Raw genomic sequence first — 19,244 nt, 5'->3', positions numbered from 1 at the left:
GGGTTGGTGTCCGGCCCTCCCGCCTTGCATGATTGCGCCCGGCGGCGATCGGTCCGCACAGCGGACCCTACGGGCGCCGCGCTTAGCCGTAGGGTCCGCTGTGCGGACCGGCGGCCTAGGGCATATTCACGGCCCGCAGTGCCCCGCGGATGATCTCCTCCGAGGTCTTGGCGCCGTCGTCGGCGGCGCGGGCCATGCGGTTCGCGTCGGCCGGTTTATAGCCCAGGGCGATCAGGGCGCTGACGGCGTCGGGCAGGGCGCCGGGGGGGCTGCCGGGTACGCCCGCGACCGCGCCGGGGCCGGCGGTGCCCAGTGTGGTCGCGGTGGCGAAGCCCGCGCCGATGCCGTCCAGGCGGTCACGCAGTTCCACCACCAGACGCTGGGCGGTCTTGGTGCCGATGCCGGGGACCCGCGTCAGGGCGCTGATGTCCTCCTGCTCCACGCAGGCGATGAAGCGCGCGGTGTCCATGCCGGAGAGGATGGCGAGTCCGATCCGCGCCCCGATCCCGCTGACCTTCAGCAGGGCGCGGAAGAGGTCGCGGTCGCGCTCGCGGGCGAAGCCGTAGAGGTTGTGGGCGTCCTCGCGGACCGTCAGGTGGGTGATCAGGGTGACGGTGTCGCCCACCGGGGGCAGTTCGTAGAAGGTGGACATGGGCGCCTCCAACTCGTAACCGACGCCGTTCACGTCCAGCAGCAGGTGGGGCGGCTGCTTGCGGAGGATCTGCCCCCGGAGTCGTCCGATCACGGCCGCCAGTCCCGCCAGGAGGCGGCGGCCCTTTTGCGTGCCGGGATGCCCATGGAATGGGCGTGACACAGCGCAATGGCCAGGGCATCGGCTTCGTCCTCGCCCGGTTCATCGGGCAGCGCCAGCAGGACGCGGACCATGTGCTGGACCTGCGCCTTTTCCGCCCCGCCGGTCCCGACCACGGCGAGCTTGACGGTCTTGGGGCTGTATTCATGCACCGTCACGCCGCCCTTGAGCCCGGCGCACAGGACGGCGCCGCGCGCCTGGCCGAGCTTGAGCGCCGCCGTGGGGTCGCGGGCGAAGATCAGTTGCTCCACGGCCATCTCGTGGGGTCGATACTCGGCCACCAGTTCCGCCACCCGGTCGAAGATCAGCCCCAGGCGCGCCGGCCAGGGCTGATCGCCGACGCGGATAGCGCCGCTCACCACCCGCAGGCTGCGGTGCCCATCGGTATCGATGACGGCGAAGCCGGTGGTGCGGGAGCCGGGGTCGATGCCGAGGATGCGATGCCTTAAAACCATAGTACGTTAGTACGTTAGTACGTTAGTACGTTCGGCGCCGCGCCCAGCGCGGAGCCACCGTACTTCCGTACTAACGTACTCCCGTACTTCTTTCAGCCAGCACGGAGCCCCCGTACTAACGTACTCACGTACTACCGTACTTCTTTCAGCCATCGATCGCCGCCATGATCTCGTCGGAGATATCGGCGTTGTGATAAACGGCCTGGACGTCGTCGCAGTCCTCCAGGACCTCCACCATCTTGAGCAGGCGTTCGGCGGTGTCCCGGTCCAGTTCCGCGCTGGTGGAGCAGTTGAAGGTCACCTCGCCGACGTCAGTGTCGAGCCCGGCCACCGTGAGTGAGTCCTTCACGACGGTGAATTCGTCGGGGTCGGTGATGACATCGATGGAGCCGTCCTCGTTAACGATGACGTCCAGGGCGCCGGCGTCCAGGGCGGCCTCCATCACCCGATCCTCGTCGGTGCCGGGCTGGAAGCTGATGACCCCCTGCTTGGTGAACAGATAGCCGACCGAGCCGTCCGTGCCCAGGTTGCCGCCGTGCTTGGTGAAGGCGTGGCGCACCTCACCGGCGGTGCGGTTGCGGTTGTCGGTCATGCAGTCGACCATCACCGCCACCCCGCCCGGGCCATAGCCTTCGTAGCGGATTTCCTCGTAGTCCTCGCCCTCGGTGCTGCCGCTGCCGCGCTTCACCGCGCGCTCCACGGTGTCGCGCGGCATGTTGGCCCCGAAGGCCTTGTCGATGGCGAGACGCAGGCGCGGGTTGCAGCCGGGGTCTCCCCCGCCGGTGCGCGAGGCCACCGTGACCTCGCGGATCAGCTTGGTCCAGACCTTGCCGCGGGTCTTGTCCTGGGCGGTCTTGCGGTGCTTGATGTTGGCCCATTTGCTGTGCCCGGCCATCGGTGAAATCCCCTTAACGCTGGTGTGCCCGGACGGGACCGGGCGGTCATGCCGTGACGGCTGCGCATCGCACCGCGGGGGCGGGGATGCCGCGAGTCTTGCCGCGGCTGGAAAAGCCGCACATTCTAGCACTCGCGGGCAGGTCTGCACCCGCCGGCCCCTGCGAGTATCATCAGAACCCGGGCGGTCTGTCCCACCCCGACCGCCCGGGGGCCGGGCCCTGGGCAGTCGTCCAGGCTCTGCCGACAGCGCCGGAATAACCCGGGGCCCCCGGCCCCATCCGCCACCGAGGCCCAATGATGCATATCCGAGTCGGCTACGAACTGGTCTACGACTGTCCCCAACCGACGCCGATGATACTGACGCTGCACGTGCATTATTCGCGCGTCTCCGATCTCGTCGTCCCCGACCACCTGGTCACCAACCCCTCGGTCCCCTTCACGGCCTATCGTGACGGCTTCGGCAACTGGTGCAGCCGGATCGTGGCGCCCCGGGGCCAGTTCCGCCTCTCGACCGACGCGGTCGTGAACGACACGGGGGCGCCCGATGTCATAGTCCCTACGGCCATTCAGCACGCGGTGCAGGACCTGCCGGAGGAGACTCTGGTGTTCCTCTTGGGCAGCCGTTATTGCGAGACCGACCGGCTGTCCCAGATCGCCTGGGACCTGTTCGGCAAGGGGCCGACCGGTTGGGGGCGGGTCCAGGCGATCTGCGACTTCGTGCATCACCACATCACCTTCGGCTACGAGCACGCCCGTGCCACCCGCACCGCCTGTGAGGTCTTCGCCGAAAGGAAGGGCGTCTGCCGCGATTATGCCCACCTGGCCGTCGCCTTCTGCCGCTGTATGAATATCCCGGCGCGCTACTGCACCGGCTATCTGGGCGATATCGGCGTGCCGCCGGCCGCGAGCCCGATGGATTTCTCCGCCTGGTTCGATGTCTTTCTCGGCGGTCAATGGCATACCTTCGACGCCCGCAACAATGTCCCGCGCATCGGCCGGGTGCTGATCGCGCGCGGCCGGGATGCCGCCGATGTGGCACTGAGCAGCACCTTCGGACCCAATACGCTGAGCGGGTTCAGAGTTTGGACGGATCAGGTGGACTGAGGTCGCGGCGTCGGTGCCATGGCGGAGCGCCCCGCGGGCATCCGCCCGACACCCGCGGGCCTGGGGTACGGACCATCGCCGCGACCAAGTGGGTAGGATGGAAAGAGGGCAGCGATGCCCATTACTCGGCACCGGGTGGACTGCGCTGCGCTTGCCTACGCGACCGCGTTATCGACGCGGCCGGAGTTGTATCAAGGCCATTGATCAGCCTGAGATGCGACGCCTGCTGAACATCGCGCCCGCGAGCCCCAGGCCCATCAGGGCAAGGCTGCCGGGTTCCGGGGCCGCATAGGTCGTGAGGGTCAGGGCCACACCGGTGAAATGCCCCGACTCATACTTCGGGTCTCTCTGTACCTGGAAGGTAACAACGTCGTTGACGCTCACGGCCAGTCCGGTGAGCGACTGGCCGGCGCTCAGGTTGTTGGCAAAATTGGCGTTGTCGCTGTTCTTGAGGATGCCATAGATGCTGCTGCGAGAGGCGATCAGGGTGCTGTTCAGGAATAACGACCAGGAGTCATCGCGGTTGGGATAATGCTGCACGTCCCAGGCCTGCCCCGCGATGTCGATCAGGCCGCTCACGGGGCTGGTCCAGGTGAGGTTGCCCAGCGGGTCGGCGAAATTCGATGAGTGGACCGCGACATCCCCGGCAGCGGCGTTCACAAACGTCGTATTGAATTTAAGCCAAAACGGCGGGTAAACCGCCGACGACGCCGCCCAGCCATCAGCGACTGAGCTCCAATTACTGACGGGGTACGTCAGCGCCGCGGCGCCTTGCCGGTAGGACCAGGCCCCGTTGGGGTTTTGGGTGGTGCTCCAATCGGCAGAGAGGTTGTAGATGATCGATGCCGCCGCCTGGTGCGGGAAACCTATACCCATTGCCGCCAATGAGAGGACCCCGGCCAGCCGACTCGTTACATTCATCATGGCTCCCCCATCTCGTCTTTACACGCATTGGACCTGATTCAACCAGTCTCTTGGATAATATAAAATCAGGCGGCAAGGCATTGCAACGGAAAAATTCTGGCGGCCACCGCCGCCCAGGCCGCTCCCCGGGCTGAGCCGAAGGACGGTCAGCGCCGCGTCCCAGCGGGTAGGATGGGCAGAGCTCAGCGATGCCCATCATTCGGCCCTCAGCAATCCACCCCGCCGCGGTCGAGCCCCGCTTCGGCCAGGGCCACGGCACGGAAGATGGCGCGGCCCTTGTTCATGGTCTCCTCCCATTCCATGCGCGGCACCGAGTCGGCGACGATCCCGGCCCCGGCCTGGATGTGCAGGCTGCCGTCCTTGATGACGGCGGTGCGAATCGCGATCGCCGTGTCCATGTTGCCGTTCCAGCCGAGATAACCCACCGCGCCCGAATAGACCCCGCGCTTCACTGGCTCCAGTTCGTCGATGATCTCCATGGCGCGGATCTTGGGGGCGCCGGAGACGGTGCCGGCGGGGAAGGTGGCGCGCAGGACGTCGATGGCGGTGAGCCCTTCCTGCAACTCCCCGACCACGTTGGAGACAATGTGCATGACGTGCGAATAGCGCTCCACAATCATGCGGTCGGTGACCCGCACCGAGCCGGTGCGGGCCACGCGCCCGGCGTCGTTGCGGCCCAGATCGATCAGCATCAGGTGCTCGGCCAGTTCCTTGGGGTCGGCCAGCAACTCCAACTCCAGCGCCTGGTCCTCGGCTTCGGTGGCGCCACGGCGCCGCGTGCCGGCGATGGGGCGCACCGTGACCACGCCGTCCTCCAGGCGGGTCAGGATCTCGGGGGAGGAGCCGACGATCTGGAATTGGCCGAGATCCAGGAAATACATGTAAGGGGATGGATTGAGCCCGCGCAGCGCCCGATAGAGGTCCAGCGGCCGCGCCTGGAAGGGGATGGAGAGGCGCTGCGACAGGACCACCTGCATACAGTCCCCCTCCAGGATGTAGCCCTTGATCCGGTCCACCGCCGACTCGAAGCCCTCCTGGGTGAAGCCGGAGACGAAGTCGCCCTCATGGACCCGGCGCTCGGCCCCCGCGGGGCGCCGCGGGGCGCCGCGCTGCATCCGCCCGATCAGGTCGGCCATCCGCGCCCGGCCGGACTCCAGGGTGTCGCCGGCGGTGGGGTCTAAGTGCAGGATGATGTACATCCGCCCGCTCAGATTGTCGAAGACGACCACCTCGTCGGAGACCATGAGGAGGATATCCGGGGTACCCTGTTGGTCCGGGTTGGGACAGTGGGCGAGTCGTGGCTCGATGTAACGGATGCTGTCATAGCCGAAATAGCCCACCAGCCCGCCGGTGAAGCGCGGCAGCCCGGGGTGCACGGCCACCTGGAAGCGGGCCTGGAAGGCGCTGATCCAGGCGAGCGGATCGGCGCTCTGCGCCGTCTCGATGACCTGGCCGTCGCGTTCTACCTGGATCGCGTTCCCGGTGACCTTCAGCACGCTGCGGCAGGGCAGCCCGATGATGGAGTAGCGGCCCCACTTTTCGCCGCCCTGGACCGACTCGAAGAGATAGGAATAGGGACCCTCGGCGAGCTTGAGATAGACGCTCAAGGGGGTGTCCAGGTCCGCGAGGACCTCGCAGACCAGCGGGATACGGTTATGGCCCTGGGCGGTCAGGGCGGCGAATGTTTCGGGTGTCATGGGAGGCTCCGGGTAATAGGCATCAAAGGGGCAGTGCGCGATTCAATGCGAGCCTCGCCATCGCCTGCCGGGCAGCGCCGTTCTCAGTCCCATGCCGATCACCTCGAACCTCTATCTTATCCTGTCATCGCAAGAAGATTAATTTAGCCGCAAATGAACGCAAATAAACGCGAATAATTCCAATAGTCAGCAAGCTTCAGTCTCGCCCGCCGGGTGACCACGCAGACCGCGATCGTGTTGCTGGCATTATTTGCGTTCATTTGCGTTCATTTGCGGCTCAATTCTTCTCCTCCGGGTTACTCGGCCGCCGGGGCGATGAGGGTGCGCAACTGCGTGAAGCTGTCGATCACGGCGTCCGGGTTGGCCGTGCGGATGTCCCGGCCGTGGTTGTAGCCGTAGCTGGTGCAGATGATGCGAAAGCCCGCCGCCCGCGCCGCCGCGACGTCGCTCACCGAGTCGCCGATCATCAGGGCGTCTGCCGGCGCCACCCCGAAATGGGCCGCGGCGTGCAGCAGCGGCGCGGGGTGGGGCTTCTTCTCCGGCAGGGTGTCACCACTCACCACGAGGCCGAAATAGTCCAGCAATCCAAGGTCACGCAGGAGCGGCAGGGTGAACTGGGCCGCCTTGTTGGTGACGCAGCCCAAGGGGTAGCCGGCGCCGCTCAGGTAATCGAGACCCTCGCGCACCCCGGGATAGGCCAGCGAGCGGCCCGAGGTGTTCTCGGCATAGATCTCCATGAAGATCGGCAGGGCCAGTGCAAAATCCGCCGCCGGGGCCTCGCCGTCGAGGGTTCCCAGCAGCGCGCGCTGCACCAGGCGCTCCACCCCGTTGCCGACCCAGTTGCGCACCGCCGCCTCACCGCGGGGCGGGCGCCCGAGGCGCGCCAGCATGGCGTCCACGCTGTAGGTCAGGTCCGGGACGCTATCGATCAGGGTCCCGTCGAGGTCGATCAGGATCATCTTGGGGCACAGCATGGCGAGTGACCAGTAAATTAGGGGATAGGGGATAGTGACTAGTGGCGGGTAGCGCGGGAGCCCGTAGGGTCCGCTGTGCGGACCAGCGATCTCGCGTCCAGCAGGATGGCCGGAGTTATGATCGAGGCCTGCACGGAAGTAGCGGTTATCTCCCGCCAGCCACCCGCCATTGTGCTCAGCGGCCCACCGCCGCCATCGCCTCACGCATCCGGCGGATGACGCTGTCGTAGCGGTGGGGGTCGCCGTCGCGGGGCTGGCCGAAGATCCCGGAGCCGGAGACGAAGGTGTCCGCCCCCGCGGCTTTGATCGCGGCGATATTGTCCGTCTTGACCCCGCCGTCGACCTCGAGCCGGATGTCGAGCCCCGAGTCGTCGATGATCTCGCGTACCTCGCGCAGCTTGTCGAGCGCCGAGGGGATGAAGCTCTGGCCGCCGAAGCCCGGATTGACCGACATCAGCAGGATCATGTCGATCTTGTCCAGCACATAGTCGAGATAGGACAAGGGAGTCGCCGGGTTGAACACCAGGCCGGCCTTGCACCCCTCGCCATGGATGAGCTGCAGGGTGCGGTCGATGTGCTCGCTCGCCTCCGGGTGGAAGGTGATATAGGTCGCCCCGGCGGCGGCGAAGTCCGGAATGATACGGTCGACCGGCTTGACCATCAGGTGCACATCGATGGGTGCGGTGACCCCATGCTTGCGCAGGGCCTCGCAGATCAGCGGACCGATGGTCAGGTTGGGGACATAGTGGTTGTCCATCACGTCGAAGTGGACGATGTCCGCCCCCGCGGCGAGCACGTTGTCGACCTCCTCCCCGAGTTTGGCGAAGTTGGCAGAGAGGATGGACGGTGCGATCAGGTCAAGCGCCATGGGGGTCCCCCGGAAGTGTCCCCGACCTTGCCCAAGGGGCAGCGGCCAGGGTCTGTTGATGGAAAGCCGCAAACTCTAACCGAAGCGCCGCCGGATTTCACTTGGGGCCTGCGGCCGGCGGACGCGCCGCCGTGATGGTCTCGTAGGCGCGGCGGATCTCGTGGGTCTGCTGGGAGGCCAGCTTGATCGCCTCCGCGGGCGCCCCGCGGGAGGTGAGCTTGTCCGGGTGGTGGCGGTTCATCAGCTTGCGATAGGCGCGTTTGACCTCCTCGTCACTCGCCTGGGCCGTGATGCCGAGAGTCGCATAGGCCCCGGCCAGGGCGGTCCGGGTCGACGGCGCTCCCGGCCCCGGGCGCCCGGCCCCTGGGCCCCCGGTGCGCCACCCGGCGTTGCCGCCCAGGAACTGGTACTGGATTTCGATCAGCCGCTCCAGGCGCCGAAAGCTCGCCAGGGGAATCTGGAGGCCGTGGCGGCACTGCTCCAGGACCAGCCGCTGCGCGGGCCCGGGCTGACCGCCCCGGTAGGCCGCCGCCAGTTGGATCTCCAGAAACAGTTGGTGCAACTGCGCCTGACCCGGGCTCGCCTGCCGGAACGCCGCCAGGGCGGCGGCCAGGTTGAAGCCCGGCGCCTTGCCCTGGTAGAAGAACTGCATGGCGGTGCGCCGCAGCGAGCGGTCGAGCCCCATGCGGGTCATGACCGACTCGGCAAAGGCGATCTCGGTTTCGCTCACCCGCCCGTCGGCTTTGGCCAGATGCCCCAGCACGCTGAAGGTGGTTTCCAGAAAGATCCCCTGCAGCCGCGCGCGCTCGGCCGCCCGCGCCGGCTCGAAGAGGTCCGCCACATGCGCCGCCCCCCGGTCCACCCCGTGACCCATCGCGGCCCCGACCACGGCCCCCAGGGGCCCGCCCACCAAGAGACCCAGGGTCCCGCCGACCGCCTTGCCCCACCAGCCCATGACCTCGATCCCCGTGTTAAGCGGCAGCCCCGGTCACCTTTTCGCGGCACTGCCGTTCGCGACTGTACGATGGTGCCCATCGTAACCCGTTGCTCCCCTCTTGCGCTTGCGGTGAGGGGCCGCGATCCGCGTGGCGGTAGGACGAAACTGTGCAGAATTCCCCGCGCGCCCGCGGCGCGCCCGTCCGGCTCGCGAAAGTCGCGCAGCGAGGCTGTGGGAGCGGCTTCAGCCGCGACGGGCCGCGCAAGCGGCCCTGGCCCCGCCGCGGCGCAGGCCGCTCCACGCGCGCCCTGCAGCGACCAGAACAGGAGATACAGAATGCGAATTTCCCGAGTTGTATTGGTGCTCATGCTGTGCGGCGTTTGTGCGCCGGCACCGGCGGTGACCCCGGATGTCGGCACGGCGCCGACACCTGCCGTCGTATTCGATATCGACGGGACCCTCACGCCCCGCCCGCTGGAGTTCCTGGAGGCGCGCCCGGACGCCGCCCGCGCCGTCCGGTTGTTCGCTGACAAGGGCTATAAGATCATTTATCTCAGTGCCCGTAATCGTCACTTTGACTCCGCGACCCGTCACTGGCTGAAGGATCATCAGTTCCCCCAAGGTTTGGTCCTGGTCGAAGAGACCAGGGCGGATGCCCGGCATCACGATCGGTTCAAGACGCGCATGCTGCAGCAGTTGCGTGCACAGGGCTGGCAGCCAGAGTATGCCTATGGGGACTCGTCCACCGACTTTACCGCCTATGCCGCGGCCGGGATCCCGAAGCAACACGTCTTTGCGCTGCGGCGGGAACACCAGTCATCATGCCGGCGGGGCGCCTGGGAGGCCTGCCTGGACGGATGGACTGGGCACCTGGGTGATATTGAGAAAACGGTGCCGCCGGCGGCAGCGAAATAGCAGTCGGCGGCCTTGATCCTCACTCCGGCCACACGCCCTTGCGGCAACCCGTCGCGGCCTGGGGGCCGCTCCTACGCCGTAGGAGCGGCCCCCAGGCCGCGACGCATGTCACCCTATCTGCTACGCGCGATGCTGATGTGGCTTGCCATGCTTCCGGTAATTGCCGTGGCGCAGGATACAGCGTCCGCGGCATCAGCGGTCCTGCAGCGCTTTGCGGGCAGTTGGGAAACACAGACCCGCATCCGTAAGGAGGGTGCGCCTGCTCAAGAGGTTCTCACTCGGGGTGAGGGGATTGGTCAGCCAACGCTGGACGGCCGCTATGTCGAATTCCGTACTCACTCCATTCCCGCGGGTCGGTCCGATCTTCAGGTCATGACCTATGATGTCGAGGCCGGTGTCTACCGGCAATGGCTGTTCGACTCCGAGGGCTACCGTCACGAGGCGCAGGGGCACTGGGACCCGCGGGGCGCGATCCTGCGCTGGCAGGGCAAGACGGCGGACAGCGCGTTTGTCATCGAGGATCGTTGGGTCTCCCCCGATCGATTGGAGTGGACACTGCAGCGCACGGACGTCGCGGGACGAACCCGGCAGCGCATCGACGGAACCCTCATCAGGCGCAAGGAGTGATCGCCGGCCGGCCTCTCGACCGGGCATGTGCGGTGTCGGCCAATCCCCGCGGCGCGGCCGGCACCCGGTGGGAGCGGCTTCAGCCGCGACGCGACCTCGCGAGTTGCCGTGGACCTCGCAAGCCTGACCAGCGCGTCGGCACGCGCTGCCGAACAGAACTGCAAGCGACCTGCGCGGACACAAGCAAACTGGCGGACGCCGCCTACGACCTGATTCTCGAGACCGGTCAGGCGATCCACCCCATTGCCCTCTCGGAAAATGGCCGCGACACACCCCGCCTGCTCTTCGTACATATAGGAAAATCATGATATCTACCTTGCGTGATAGCGGGACGAAGGTTATAGTGAAATTACGATATCTGGTAGTTCCGATATAGCGAGGCCGCCGTGACCCATCCGATCCCCAAAGACGACCATCCCGCCGCCGTTGAGCCCCACTACGGTTCCACCGTACGCGGCCGTCAGCGCTTCTCCCGCCCGGAGATCGGGGCCGAGTTCGACTCTGTGCTGCTGGGCGGCAACGGGGCCAAGCTGTTCGGCCTGCGCCGTATGGGCAAGTCGACGGAGGCGGTGGCCTGTGCCGAGCGCTTGCGGACGCAGGGGCTCACCGTCGTCGAGATCGACACCCAGGGCCTGGTTTCCGAGGCGGATCTGTTGATGCGCCTGTTCGCCAGTTTACCCGCCAAGGGTTGGGGCGACCGGGTCCTGCAGGCGATCGGAGGGGACGGCAACATCGCGGCGGTCGCCCGGGAGGCCCTTCGGCAGCAAAACCGCGAGGGTCTCGGCGATGTCAATGCCTATTTCAACACCATCGCTGTTGCCATCGAGCGGGCGCTCGCCGCGGGCCCGGCCGCCGCCGACAACGCAGCGCAGGGCCGCATCCTCTTGTTCGTCGATGAGTTGCCCTGGTTGTGTCGCCGCATCCTGGAAGGGGACGAGGCCAAGGGGCGCCAGCGGATCGACCAACTGTTCGCCGCGTTACGGCGCTGGCGCGATTCCGGCATGGGCATGTTGCTCATCGGCTCCATCGGCTTGGTCGGCCTGGGGCGCGAATACCGGCTCGACATGAACCATCTCAATGACCTGACTACACTGTCGGTCCCGCCGCTTGGCACTGCGGACGAGGCCGCCGCCTTCGTCAACGCCCTGGCCGCCGGCGGTCAGACCCGTGGCTGGAGTCCGGTCCATACCCAGGCGGTGTTGGACGAGAGTGCCGCCTATTATCCGGCCATGCTCCAGAAGGCGTTCCAAGTCCTGACCATCGGCGGCGCGGCGGCGGCCCTCGAGCGCATCGCGGACCTCTTCGCCGACAAGGTCCGTCCCGAACTGGACAAGACCTTCTTTGAGCAGTTCGACCGGCGCATCAAGCTCTACCGGGCCATCGGCGAGCCCTTGGCCAAGACGATTCCGCTGATCTGCGAGGTCGTGCTGGCCGCTGCCGCACCGATCTCCCGCGACGAGATCCGTCGGCACATCGGTGCGGACCTGCCGCCGTCCTTGGACGAACCGACCGCGGAAAATCCCCCACTCGACGAGGCAGACCTCGGCGATGCGCTGGAAATGCTCCGCGAGGACGGCTTCATCGATGTGCGGGTGGCGCGTGACGGCAGTCAGCTCTGGCGAGCCGCCTCGCCCCTGGTCAGGGCTTGGCGCATCCGCCGCCGTGGGGGCCGCTGACCATGGCCGGGCGGCCCATCGTCGAGACCTTCAACACCCACCGGATGCGTCCCGAGGTGGTACGGGCGCTCGCCACCGGGCGCGAGCGGGAACTGGCCGACATCACGGCCGCCATCCGCCAGGCCCTGGGCAACCCCGGTGTCAGCCCGCAGCACCTGGTGGTCTACGGCGAGCGCGGGTCCGGCAAGTCATTCCTCATGCGGCTCGTGCAGTTGGAGGCGGAGTCACTTGCCGCGGCCGCAGGCGCCCCGGTCGTAGTCGCCCTGTTGCCGGAGGAGCAATACAACATCCGCTCCGAGGCCAGGCTCATCGAGGCGCTGGCCGCGAGCCTCGAGGGTCTGGGAAGCACCTTCTCCTACGCCTACGACCCGCGTGCCCCCCAAGTCGCCTGGGAGGAGGCACTTGAGACACTGAACGCGGCGCTGGACCGCCGCTTCGGCCCAGGTCGCGGCCTGCTGGTCGCCGCTATCGAGAACTTCGACGGCCTGTCCAAGACCCTGTTCGGCGCCGGCAAGGACGGCAAGACCCGGATCGCCGCCGAGCAGCGCTGTGCCGAGGAGCGCCTGCGCCAATTAATGAGCAGGCCCCAGTCCCGCCTCATGTTGCTGGTGACGGCCACCGGGACCGTCGACATGGACTACGAGCGCCCCCTGTTCCAGGCCTTTAAGACCATTGAACTCACCCCCTGGACCAGCGATACCTGCATCGACTATTTCAACCGCCGCCGCGAGTTGGAGCAGGCCCCACCCCTGACCGCCGCCGAAACCGCCCGTGCCCGCGCCATCGCCGCCTTCATCGGCGGCAATCCGAGACTCACCCAATTGCTCGGGGAGGTCCTGGTCTCCCCGGACGCACGCACCATCGCTGAGACCCTGGATGCGCTGAGCGACCAATTGGCCGACTATTATCGCCGCCGTCTGGACGACCTGCCGCCAGCCGCGACCGGGCTGCTGGACGCACTGATCCGCCAGGGTGAGCCATGCTCCCAGAGCGAACTGGCCGCGCGGGTCAACCAGCGCCAGAACCAGATCGCCGACGCCTTCGGCTATCTCAACGAAGGGCGATTGCTGCTCGCGGAGCGCGAGAAGGGCGGCGCGAGCCAACTCTACCGGGTCCGTGACCGGCTCTTCGTCCACTTCTACCGGCGCCGCTATGGCGACGGCTCACAGGCCAATGCGCTGGCGCGGATTGCCGAACTGCTGGAGACCTTTTTCACCGCCGATGAAAAGGCGGATCTGGCTCTGCGACACCTGCGCGCTGGCGAACCCAGGGAGGCACGACTCTATATCGACCTGTGGCACAAGCAAACGGGCGAGTCCCCGGGCCACTGCGGCTACCGGGACCAGGACCGGAGACACGAACCCTGCCTTCTGTTCATGTGTGCCAATGTCGCTGCCGCTGAGATGGAGGTGCTGCGCGAACAGCTTCGCGATCGTCCGGAGGACGCCTATGTCTATTGGTCCAGGGTTAAGGCCCAGGAGCCCCTCGCGCGTGCCGCGGCGGCCGGTCTCCATGCACTCGCTGCCTCGCGCTGCGATCACGATGCCGAAGCCGACAGACTATTGCAGGAGGCGCAATCCAGAACCGCAGTTGACGTTGACCCAGATGCCGGAATTCTGTTGTTACACCAACGATATTTCTTTGCTGAATGGCGTCGGCACGACCGGCGTCTGGCGGTTGCGCTCGCGGAGCAGGCCGGCGGACTGGCCAGTACCGCTAGGTATCGGCTTGTGAAGATACGGGGGCTCTTGTGCCGTGCCTGGGCCGCTGGGAATAGCGGGCATCACGCGGACGCAATCGCCTTCGCCGACGAGGCATCATGCGAGGCGGGGGCCATCGGCCGTGTGACAGAACAAGCGACCGCATTGAGATATAAAGGGTTATATCTCGGCCGGTTGGACCGCCAAGACGAGGCCCTGGACGTCCTTGATCAAGCGTACAAGCTCGCCCAACAGGATGATGACTTACCAGCACAAGCCGGGATTCTGAACTATAAGGCATACGCCTTACGGGAGCTTGGCCGTCCCCAAGATGCTATTCTCGGCCTTGATCAGGCGTTCCAGCTTGCTGAAGAATCCGGTGACGTCCGGAGGCAGGGGGAGACCCTACGTCTGAAGGGCTGGATACTTGGGAGGCTAGGGCAACATCAAGAAGCACTTTCTACACTTGAACAGGCAGCCAAGCTAGCCGAACAGGCTGGCGATATTAACGTTCAGGCCCTTATACAAATGCAGACGGGCTGGAGCCTTGGCTTGCTTGGCCGTCATGAGGAAGCCATTGCCACCCTGAATCGGGCTGCTCCGTTGGCCGAGCAGGCCGGCAATATCAGTAGACAAGCGGAGATCCTCTGTCTCAACGCTTGGTCTACGTGGAAGCTGGCCCGCTATACTGACGCCCTCGAATGTGCCCGCGCCGCAATCCGCACGGCAGACGAGAGTGCGGATACGACCCAGCAACAGCGGTCGCGTCGAGTCTTCTTTAAGATCGCTGCCGAGACCCCGGCCCCGGACCTCGTGAAACACCTGGCAGCGGCACTGACGCTCTCAGCGGGGGACCCACGGTGGTTGTCCCCCCACGTAAGTGACATCATGGCCGCAACGACCCAGGCCCGTCTCTGGCCCGAGTTGGCGGTGCTGATCGAAACTCATCGTGAACAGTTCAAGAACGCCCGGGTCTGGCGGGCCTTCGGTCAAGTCGGGCCAGTCTGGGCTGTGCAAGCCAAGGCACAGGGCCGCGCCGCGGCCTTCGCCGCCGTCGCCCGGGACCTGCCGACGATTGCACAGGTCATGGCGGCGATCCCGTCGCTATGGTTTGAAGCAGGATCCGATCCTGGAGCCATCCGCGGGCACGATCTGTTCGACGGCCTGGTTGGGGCCTGCGACGACCCGGGCCTCCTCGGTGACATCGCCGACCTGATTCCCGCGGTCTTCGGCCCGGAAAGCGCGGAGGAGGCCGCGCGCCTGCGCACCTTCGCCGCCTACCACGCCGCGCCGGACAAGGCCGCCTTCCTGCAACGCTGCGACCCCGACCTGGCGATTGCGATTCGCCGCATCTGGGCTCCGGCGGAACCGGAAGGGCGCGCGGACCGGGGCGGGCGTTCAAAGCGGTGAGGCCGACGTAGGGTGCGCCGTGCGCACCCGACGCCCGGGCGGCCGACCGGGTCGCGGATGCGCACCGCGCCTGGAGACGGGGCCTCGATGCGGCCCGGGTGCGCGCGGCGCACCCTACAGGCCCCGCGCCCGTGCCGCTGCCGCTAATCCGTCGAAACCCGTCCGTCCGCACTTGAGCCCCGCCAAGGCGACGGCTTGCGCCAAGGCATCCGCGGCCTTGAGTCCGCGCACCAGCCCATCGATCATCCCGGCATTGAGGGTGTCCCCGGCGCCCAGGGTGTCGACCACCCGGTCAGGCGGTTGCGCCGGCACCAACCGCGGGACGCCGCCGCGCTCCAGCAGCCAGGCGCCTTGTGCGCCCCAGCCGAGCACCAGGACCCGGGCATCGGTGCGTGGGAGTAGGGCGGTGAGCCAGGCCCCGGGGTCGGCGGCGGTGCCCGGTCCGCCATCGGCCGGGGCGAAGGCGCGGGCGATCAGGAGCAGGTCGGGCCCGCGCAACAGGGCCTCGATCCCGGGGCGGGGCTTCTCGAGTTCCAGTGAGATCGGGAGCTTTGGGGCCTCGCGGCGGCAGCGCTCCAGCATCCGGCGGGTCTCGTCGGGGTTGCGGCCCTCGAAGTGGACCCAGTCGAAGCGCCGGAGCGGGATGCGCGCGAAGGCGGCGGCGCTCAGATCCGGCAGGTTGCGGTAGTGGACGATGGTGCGGCTGCCGGTGGCCTGGCTCAGGGTGATGTAGGAACTGGGGCTGGTGCCGCCGGGGCCGCGGACGGCGTGGGTGCAGTCGATGCCGTGGGCGCTGAGATCCGCGTGGATGAGGTCGGCGCCCGGGTCCTCGGCCAGGGTGCCGGCCCAGGTGCAGGCGTGGCCCAGGTCGGCGAGCAGGGTCAGGGTGTTGGCGCAGTTGCCGCCGCGCGCCTGCCGCTGCCCGGTGGCGCGGACTTCGGCGTCCTCGGCCGGGTAGGCGTCGACTGTATTGATCAGGTCGAGGGTGGCGACGCCGACACCCAGGATGCGGCGCCGGGTTTCATTCCCGGGGCTGGGGGCTGGCTCAATCGGAGGTAATTGGTTCAATTTCATGCCCCAGGTCGCGCGTTCAGGGACTGGCCGGAGCGCCACTTTCGTTGTCGTTGTCGAAATTGAGCTTATCGTCGCGCCTCGGATGCTCTCGCACCCCCAAGGTCATCGCTTCTCCGATTACGATTACGACAACGACAACGACAACGACAACGACAACGACAACGACAACGACAACGACAACGACAACGACAACGACAACGAAGGTCTGCCCCGGCTCAAGGCTCGCGCGCCACCCGGAACCCCAGGCTGTTCAATCGGGTCTCGGGTACGAACTTGGCCCGCGCAATCGTCTTGAGTGAGGGTGCCGGTTTGTTGTAGGCGCCGCCCCGGGCGACGCGGTTGGCGCAGTTCCCGTCGCCGCGCGGGCGGCCATCGGTCGGGGCGCCGTCGTAGCCGCTCACGTAGCAATCCGCCACCCACTCCAGGGCGTTGCCGGCCGTGTCGTAGAGCCCGAAGGCGTTGGGTGCGAAGCTGCCGACCGGGGCGGTGGAGCGATTGTCCCACTGACTGCCGCAGTCGAAGCACAGGGCGCGCCCGGGTTCCATGCCGAAACCCCAGGGATAGGCGCTGCGCATCCCGGCCTGCGCCGCGAACTCCCACTCCGCTTCGCTCGGCAGACGGTAACGCTTGCCGCTCTGGCGGGTCAGCCAGTCCGCATAGCTCTGGGCATCGGACCAGGAGACGCCGACCACCGGGCGCTCGCCGCGTCCCCAGCCGAAGTCATCGGGGAAGCGGCGGCCGGTGGCGCGCACGAAGCGGTCGTACTGTTGAAAGGTCACCTCGTAGGCCCCGATCAGGAAGGGCGCCAACAGCACCTCGTGTTCGGGTCCGCTGTCGCTGCCCCCCATGCTGTTCTGACCCATCCGGAAGCTGCCGCCGGCCAGTACCACCATGGTCGGTCCCAGACTGCCGTCGCGCAGCCGGTCACGCAGGGTTGGCGGGGGCGCGGCGGGGGGCGCGGCGGGGGGCGCGGTCGGCGGCAGCGGAACGACTGGGGCGTCCGCGGGGGTGTCGGTCGGTGCCGTGGCCGGGACCGCGGTCACGGCGTCCGGCTCCTCGGGCGGGGTGGTCGGTGCGCTCGGCACGCTCGGGGAGGGACTCCACAGTTGGGGCAGTTCGATCCGGCCCCAGAAGACCACCACGGCGACGGCGATCACGGCCAGGCCCGAGACCAGCCCGGCGGAGAAGCTGATCACCTGGGGCGCCGGGCCGGCCGGTATATCCGGCTGCACCGGCGGCAGCGGCAGCCGGTTGGGCGACTCCAGCGGGTCGATCATGGCGGAGATCTCGACCGACTGCTCCTGGATCTCGGCCAGTTGGCGTTTCAGTCGGGCGACCTGATCCTGCGCCGCCTTCAGTGACACCTCCTTGCGCTGGACCTCCTGCTGGAGGTTGTCGACTTGGACATGACGGTCCTCCAGGTCGTTTTCCAGTCGGCGGCACTCCTGGGTGATCCGGTCGAGGGTCTTTTCCCGATCGCCCAGTGAATGGCGCAGTGTGCCGAGCTCCTGCTGCATGGCCTGCCGCTCGGTCGCGGAGGACACGGTCTGCTCCATGGCGTACTCGCGTTCCGCGAGCTTGCGATTCAGGCGGGCGATCTCGTGCTCGGTCTGCCGCCGCATCTGCTCGAGCGTCGTGCGCAGCCCCTCGGCATCGCCGGTGCCGGTCGCGGGGTCCCTCAGGTCGAGTGGTTCGGTCATGTGCGCGCCGCCGGTCGATCTGGTGCAACCTGGAAAGAGCAGTTATCCACAGATGAACACAGATTATCACAGATTATTCATTGACTTACGTGCGGCCGGGGAGTCAGCTTCCCGACGCTTGTGATATCAGCGATAAGCGTATGACAATTCGCAGAAAATCTGTGTTCATCTGGGTTCATCTGTGGATTTAAAATTCAGTCATCCGTGCGTGAGTTCAGTCGCCACATGGTCCAGGGGCGGGCGACCGCGCCGATCAGGGCGCGGCTGTAGGCGTAGGAGAGCAGCAGCGACAGGCCGACGCCGACCAGGAGGCTGATGGACGCCATCAAGGCCTGGGGCAGGTCTGTCAGGCTGCGCGCCAGATTCTGGATCGACCATTGTCCCAGTGCGTCCACGGCGGCGGCGAGCGCGGCGAGTGACGCGAGGGGGCGGCACAGGACGTCGGGGTCGGTGGCGCCGTAGGTGATGACCTCCTGCCACCGCAGCCCGTCGTAATCCTGTGCCACCGTGAACACCAGCACCAGCATGGATTCCAGCCACAAGAACAGGGTGCTGACCCACATGGCCGAGCGGCGGGCGGTGGTGAAGCGGTACTCCTCACGCAGTTGGCCCTTCAGCGCCCCGTAGAAGCGCGGCAACAGCAGACCGACCAGCAGGACGTCCGCAAACAGCAGCGACCAATGGCGGGGGGAGAAGCTGAGCACGCTGACCAGGAGCAAGACGGCCAGTCCGGCGGACTTCAGGAGTTCGAGGCCGAGCAGGACGTAGCGGCGCCGTAGCCACCGAAACAATGAGCTCTTGTGCTCCATGCACTCGTTGAGGAAGACGCGTCGCCGGTACAGTGCCAGCTCGGCGCCCGAGACGAACAGGAGCAGGGTGACCAGGATCACCAGGGCGAGGGTCGCCACACAGTTGCTGCGATAGGCGTTGAGCTGCCAGGTCAACAGCAGCAGCCAGACGAGGGTCATGGTCAACAGACGTGGGAGATCGGCATAGGTCACGGGAAGCACCTCCGGTCGCGGTCGCCGACGGATGCTATCCCGCGCTGGCCGCCGGCGCCGTGGAAAGGGGCAATGGGCCTCAACCGCCGGTTACCGGCGGGAACAGGGCCACCTCGTCGGTATCCCGGACCCTGGTCTCGGGGCGCGCCAACTCCTGATTGACGGCGACCATCAGCCGTTCACCCGGGACCAGGGCCTGGGCCCAGACGCCGCCGCGCGCGCGCAGGTAGGCGACCAGGTCCGCCACGGTGGCGATCTCGGGCACCGGGGCGAGTTGCTCGTCAGCGGTGCCCAGGGTCTCGCGCAGGTGGGCAAAGTAGCGTATCCGGATCATTGATGTGGGCGGCCTTCGGGCAGATTGCAGGGGGGATGCGACCAAGCGGGTCCAGACTAAGACCGGCGGGGCAAGACCGCAAGCGCCGCCATCGCGGAACGCGCGATGGTGCGCGAAAAAAGCGCATGAACACGCATCAC

17 protein-coding genes are annotated in these 19,244 nt (G+C 67.0%); 5 read left to right on the top strand and 12 right to left on the bottom strand.

Annotated elements, in window-relative coordinates; translation table 11 throughout:
* Positions 1–115 precede the first annotated feature (115 nt).
* The 3 genes from ruvA to THSYN_RS22310 all read right to left on the bottom strand — a co-directional run bounded on the left by ruvA (position 116) and on the right by THSYN_RS22310 (position 2,161).
* Positions 116–745 (bottom strand): Holliday junction branch migration protein RuvA, encoded by a 630-nt coding sequence (gene ruvA / locus THSYN_RS22320; RefSeq protein WP_100921071.1) that lies wholly within the window; start codon positions 743–745, stop codon positions 116–118.
* Positions 742–1,266, bottom strand: coding sequence for a crossover junction endodeoxyribonuclease RuvC (ruvC, locus tag THSYN_RS22315; RefSeq protein ID WP_100921070.1), 525 nt, complete (start codon positions 1,264–1,266; stop codon positions 742–744). The genes ruvA and ruvC overlap by 4 nt, the downstream gene beginning before the upstream one ends.
* A 145-nt stretch (positions 1,267–1,411) precedes the next feature.
* On the bottom strand, positions 1,412–2,161 hold the full coding sequence (locus THSYN_RS22310; protein ID WP_100921069.1) for a YebC/PmpR family DNA-binding transcriptional regulator: 750 nt from the start codon (positions 2,159–2,161) through the stop codon (positions 1,412–1,414).
* A 296-nt stretch (positions 2,162–2,457) separates the two neighbouring features.
* Between THSYN_RS22310 and THSYN_RS22305 the strand changes: the two genes are divergently transcribed.
* Positions 2,458–3,267: a transglutaminase-like domain-containing protein gene (locus THSYN_RS22305; RefSeq protein WP_236848651.1), complete on the top strand. Its 810-nt coding sequence runs from the start codon at positions 2,458–2,460 to the stop codon at positions 3,265–3,267.
* A 204-nt stretch (positions 3,268–3,471) separates the two neighbouring features.
* Here THSYN_RS22305 and THSYN_RS22300 read toward each other — a convergent pair whose 3' ends face one another.
* The 5 genes from THSYN_RS22300 to djlA all read right to left on the bottom strand — a co-directional run bounded on the left by THSYN_RS22300 (position 3,472) and on the right by djlA (position 8,685).
* Positions 3,472–4,191 (bottom strand): PEP-CTERM sorting domain-containing protein, encoded by a 720-nt coding sequence (locus THSYN_RS22300; protein ID WP_100921067.1) that lies wholly within the window; start codon positions 4,189–4,191, stop codon positions 3,472–3,474.
* A 206-nt stretch (positions 4,192–4,397) separates the two neighbouring features.
* Positions 4,398–5,888: an anthranilate synthase component I gene (trpE, locus tag THSYN_RS22295; protein WP_100921066.1), complete on the bottom strand. Its 1,491-nt coding sequence runs from the start codon at positions 5,886–5,888 to the stop codon at positions 4,398–4,400.
* A gap of 296 nt (positions 5,889–6,184) precedes the next feature.
* Positions 6,185–6,862, bottom strand: coding sequence for a phosphoglycolate phosphatase (locus THSYN_RS22290; RefSeq protein ID WP_100921065.1), 678 nt, complete (start codon positions 6,860–6,862; stop codon positions 6,185–6,187).
* A gap of 175 nt (positions 6,863–7,037) precedes the next feature.
* Entirely contained in the window at positions 7,038–7,730 is a 693-nt protein-coding gene (gene rpe, locus THSYN_RS22285; protein WP_100921064.1) for a ribulose-phosphate 3-epimerase, read from the bottom strand.
* Between the two features lie 97 nt (positions 7,731–7,827).
* Positions 7,828–8,685 carry a co-chaperone DjlA gene (gene djlA / locus THSYN_RS22280; RefSeq protein ID WP_100921063.1) on the bottom strand — a complete coding sequence of 286 codons (858 nt, stop codon included), beginning with the start codon at positions 8,683–8,685 and terminating at the stop codon, positions 7,828–7,830.
* Positions 8,686–9,003: 318 nt separating this feature from the next.
* Between djlA and THSYN_RS22275 the strand changes: the two genes are divergently transcribed.
* The 4 genes from THSYN_RS22275 to THSYN_RS22260 all read left to right on the top strand — a co-directional run bounded on the left by THSYN_RS22275 (position 9,004) and on the right by THSYN_RS22260 (position 14,995).
* The gene (locus THSYN_RS22275; protein WP_157817857.1) at positions 9,004–9,582 is read left to right on the top strand and encodes an LNS2 domain-containing protein; all 579 of its coding nucleotides are present in this window, start codon (positions 9,004–9,006) and stop codon (positions 9,580–9,582) included.
* A 105-nt stretch (positions 9,583–9,687) separates the two neighbouring features.
* The gene (locus THSYN_RS22270) at positions 9,688–10,209 is read left to right on the top strand and encodes a DUF1579 family protein (RefSeq protein ID WP_157817856.1); all 522 of its coding nucleotides are present in this window, start codon (positions 9,688–9,690) and stop codon (positions 10,207–10,209) included.
* Positions 10,210–10,595: 386 nt separating this feature from the next.
* Complete coding sequence (locus THSYN_RS22265) at positions 10,596–11,885, top strand: hypothetical protein (RefSeq protein WP_100921060.1); 1,290 nt, start codon at positions 10,596–10,598, stop codon at positions 11,883–11,885.
* Between the two features lie 2 nt (positions 11,886–11,887).
* Positions 11,888–14,995, top strand: coding sequence for a tetratricopeptide repeat protein (locus THSYN_RS22260; protein WP_157817855.1), 3,108 nt, complete (start codon positions 11,888–11,890; stop codon positions 14,993–14,995).
* A 114-nt stretch (positions 14,996–15,109) separates the two neighbouring features.
* Here the strand turns inward: THSYN_RS22260 and THSYN_RS22255 are convergent, their stop codons facing one another.
* From THSYN_RS22255 to moaD, 4 genes are all read right to left on the bottom strand, one after another.
* On the bottom strand, positions 15,110–16,063 hold the full coding sequence (locus tag THSYN_RS22255; RefSeq protein WP_236848650.1) for a PfkB family carbohydrate kinase: 954 nt from the start codon (positions 16,061–16,063) through the stop codon (positions 15,110–15,112).
* Positions 16,064–16,284: 221 nt separating this feature from the next.
* Positions 16,285–17,769, bottom strand: coding sequence for a formylglycine-generating enzyme family protein (locus tag THSYN_RS22250; RefSeq protein ID WP_100921057.1), 1,485 nt, complete (start codon positions 17,767–17,769; stop codon positions 16,285–16,287).
* A gap of 194 nt (positions 17,770–17,963) precedes the next feature.
* Positions 17,964–18,770, bottom strand: a complete 807-nt coding sequence (locus tag THSYN_RS22245; protein WP_100921056.1) for a hypothetical protein — start codon at positions 18,768–18,770, stop codon at positions 17,964–17,966.
* 79 nt (positions 18,771–18,849) lie between these two features.
* Positions 18,850–19,104, bottom strand: coding sequence for a molybdopterin converting factor subunit 1 (gene moaD, locus THSYN_RS22240; protein ID WP_100921055.1), 255 nt, complete (start codon positions 19,102–19,104; stop codon positions 18,850–18,852).
* Positions 19,105–19,244 lie beyond the last annotated feature (140 nt).

The sequence above is a fragment of the Candidatus Thiodictyon syntrophicum genome, from assembly GCF_002813775.1.
Classification (GTDB): domain Bacteria; phylum Pseudomonadota; class Gammaproteobacteria; order Chromatiales; family Chromatiaceae; genus Thiodictyon; species Thiodictyon syntrophicum.
This window is presented reverse-complemented; position numbering and strand designations above follow the sequence as displayed.

What these genes read in the sequence shown, in the direction of transcription:
- rpe (WP_100921064.1), bottom strand. Translation starts at nt 7,730, where the DNA reads ATGGCGCTTGACCTGATCGCACCGTCCATCCTCTCTGCCAACTTCGCC.
- THSYN_RS22250 (WP_100921057.1), bottom strand. Translation starts at nt 17,769, where the DNA reads ATGACCGAACCACTCGACCTGAGGGACCCCGCGACCGGCACCGGCGAT.
- THSYN_RS22270 (WP_157817856.1), top strand. Translation starts at nt 9,688, where the DNA reads ATGTCACCCTATCTGCTACGCGCGATGCTGATGTGGCTTGCCATGCTT.
- THSYN_RS22310 (WP_100921069.1), bottom strand. Translation starts at nt 2,161, where the DNA reads ATGGCCGGGCACAGCAAATGGGCCAACATCAAGCACCGCAAGACCGCC.
- THSYN_RS22305 (WP_236848651.1), top strand. Translation starts at nt 2,458, where the DNA reads ATGATGCATATCCGAGTCGGCTACGAACTGGTCTACGACTGTCCCCAA.
- THSYN_RS22260 (WP_157817855.1), top strand. Translation starts at nt 11,888, where the DNA reads ATGGCCGGGCGGCCCATCGTCGAGACCTTCAACACCCACCGGATGCGT.
- ruvC (WP_100921070.1), bottom strand. Translation starts at nt 1,266, where the DNA reads ATGGTTTTAAGGCATCGCATCCTCGGCATCGACCCCGGCTCCCGCACC.
- THSYN_RS22275 (WP_157817857.1), top strand. Translation starts at nt 9,004, where the DNA reads ATGCGAATTTCCCGAGTTGTATTGGTGCTCATGCTGTGCGGCGTTTGT.
- THSYN_RS22300 (WP_100921067.1), bottom strand. Translation starts at nt 4,191, where the DNA reads ATGATGAATGTAACGAGTCGGCTGGCCGGGGTCCTCTCATTGGCGGCA.
- THSYN_RS22290 (WP_100921065.1), bottom strand. Translation starts at nt 6,862, where the DNA reads ATGCTGTGCCCCAAGATGATCCTGATCGACCTCGACGGGACCCTGATC.
- moaD (WP_100921055.1), bottom strand. Translation starts at nt 19,104, where the DNA reads ATGATCCGGATACGCTACTTTGCCCACCTGCGCGAGACCCTGGGCACC.
- djlA (WP_100921063.1), bottom strand. Translation starts at nt 8,685, where the DNA reads ATGGGCTGGTGGGGCAAGGCGGTCGGCGGGACCCTGGGTCTCTTGGTG.
- trpE (WP_100921066.1), bottom strand. Translation starts at nt 5,888, where the DNA reads ATGACACCCGAAACATTCGCCGCCCTGACCGCCCAGGGCCATAACCGT.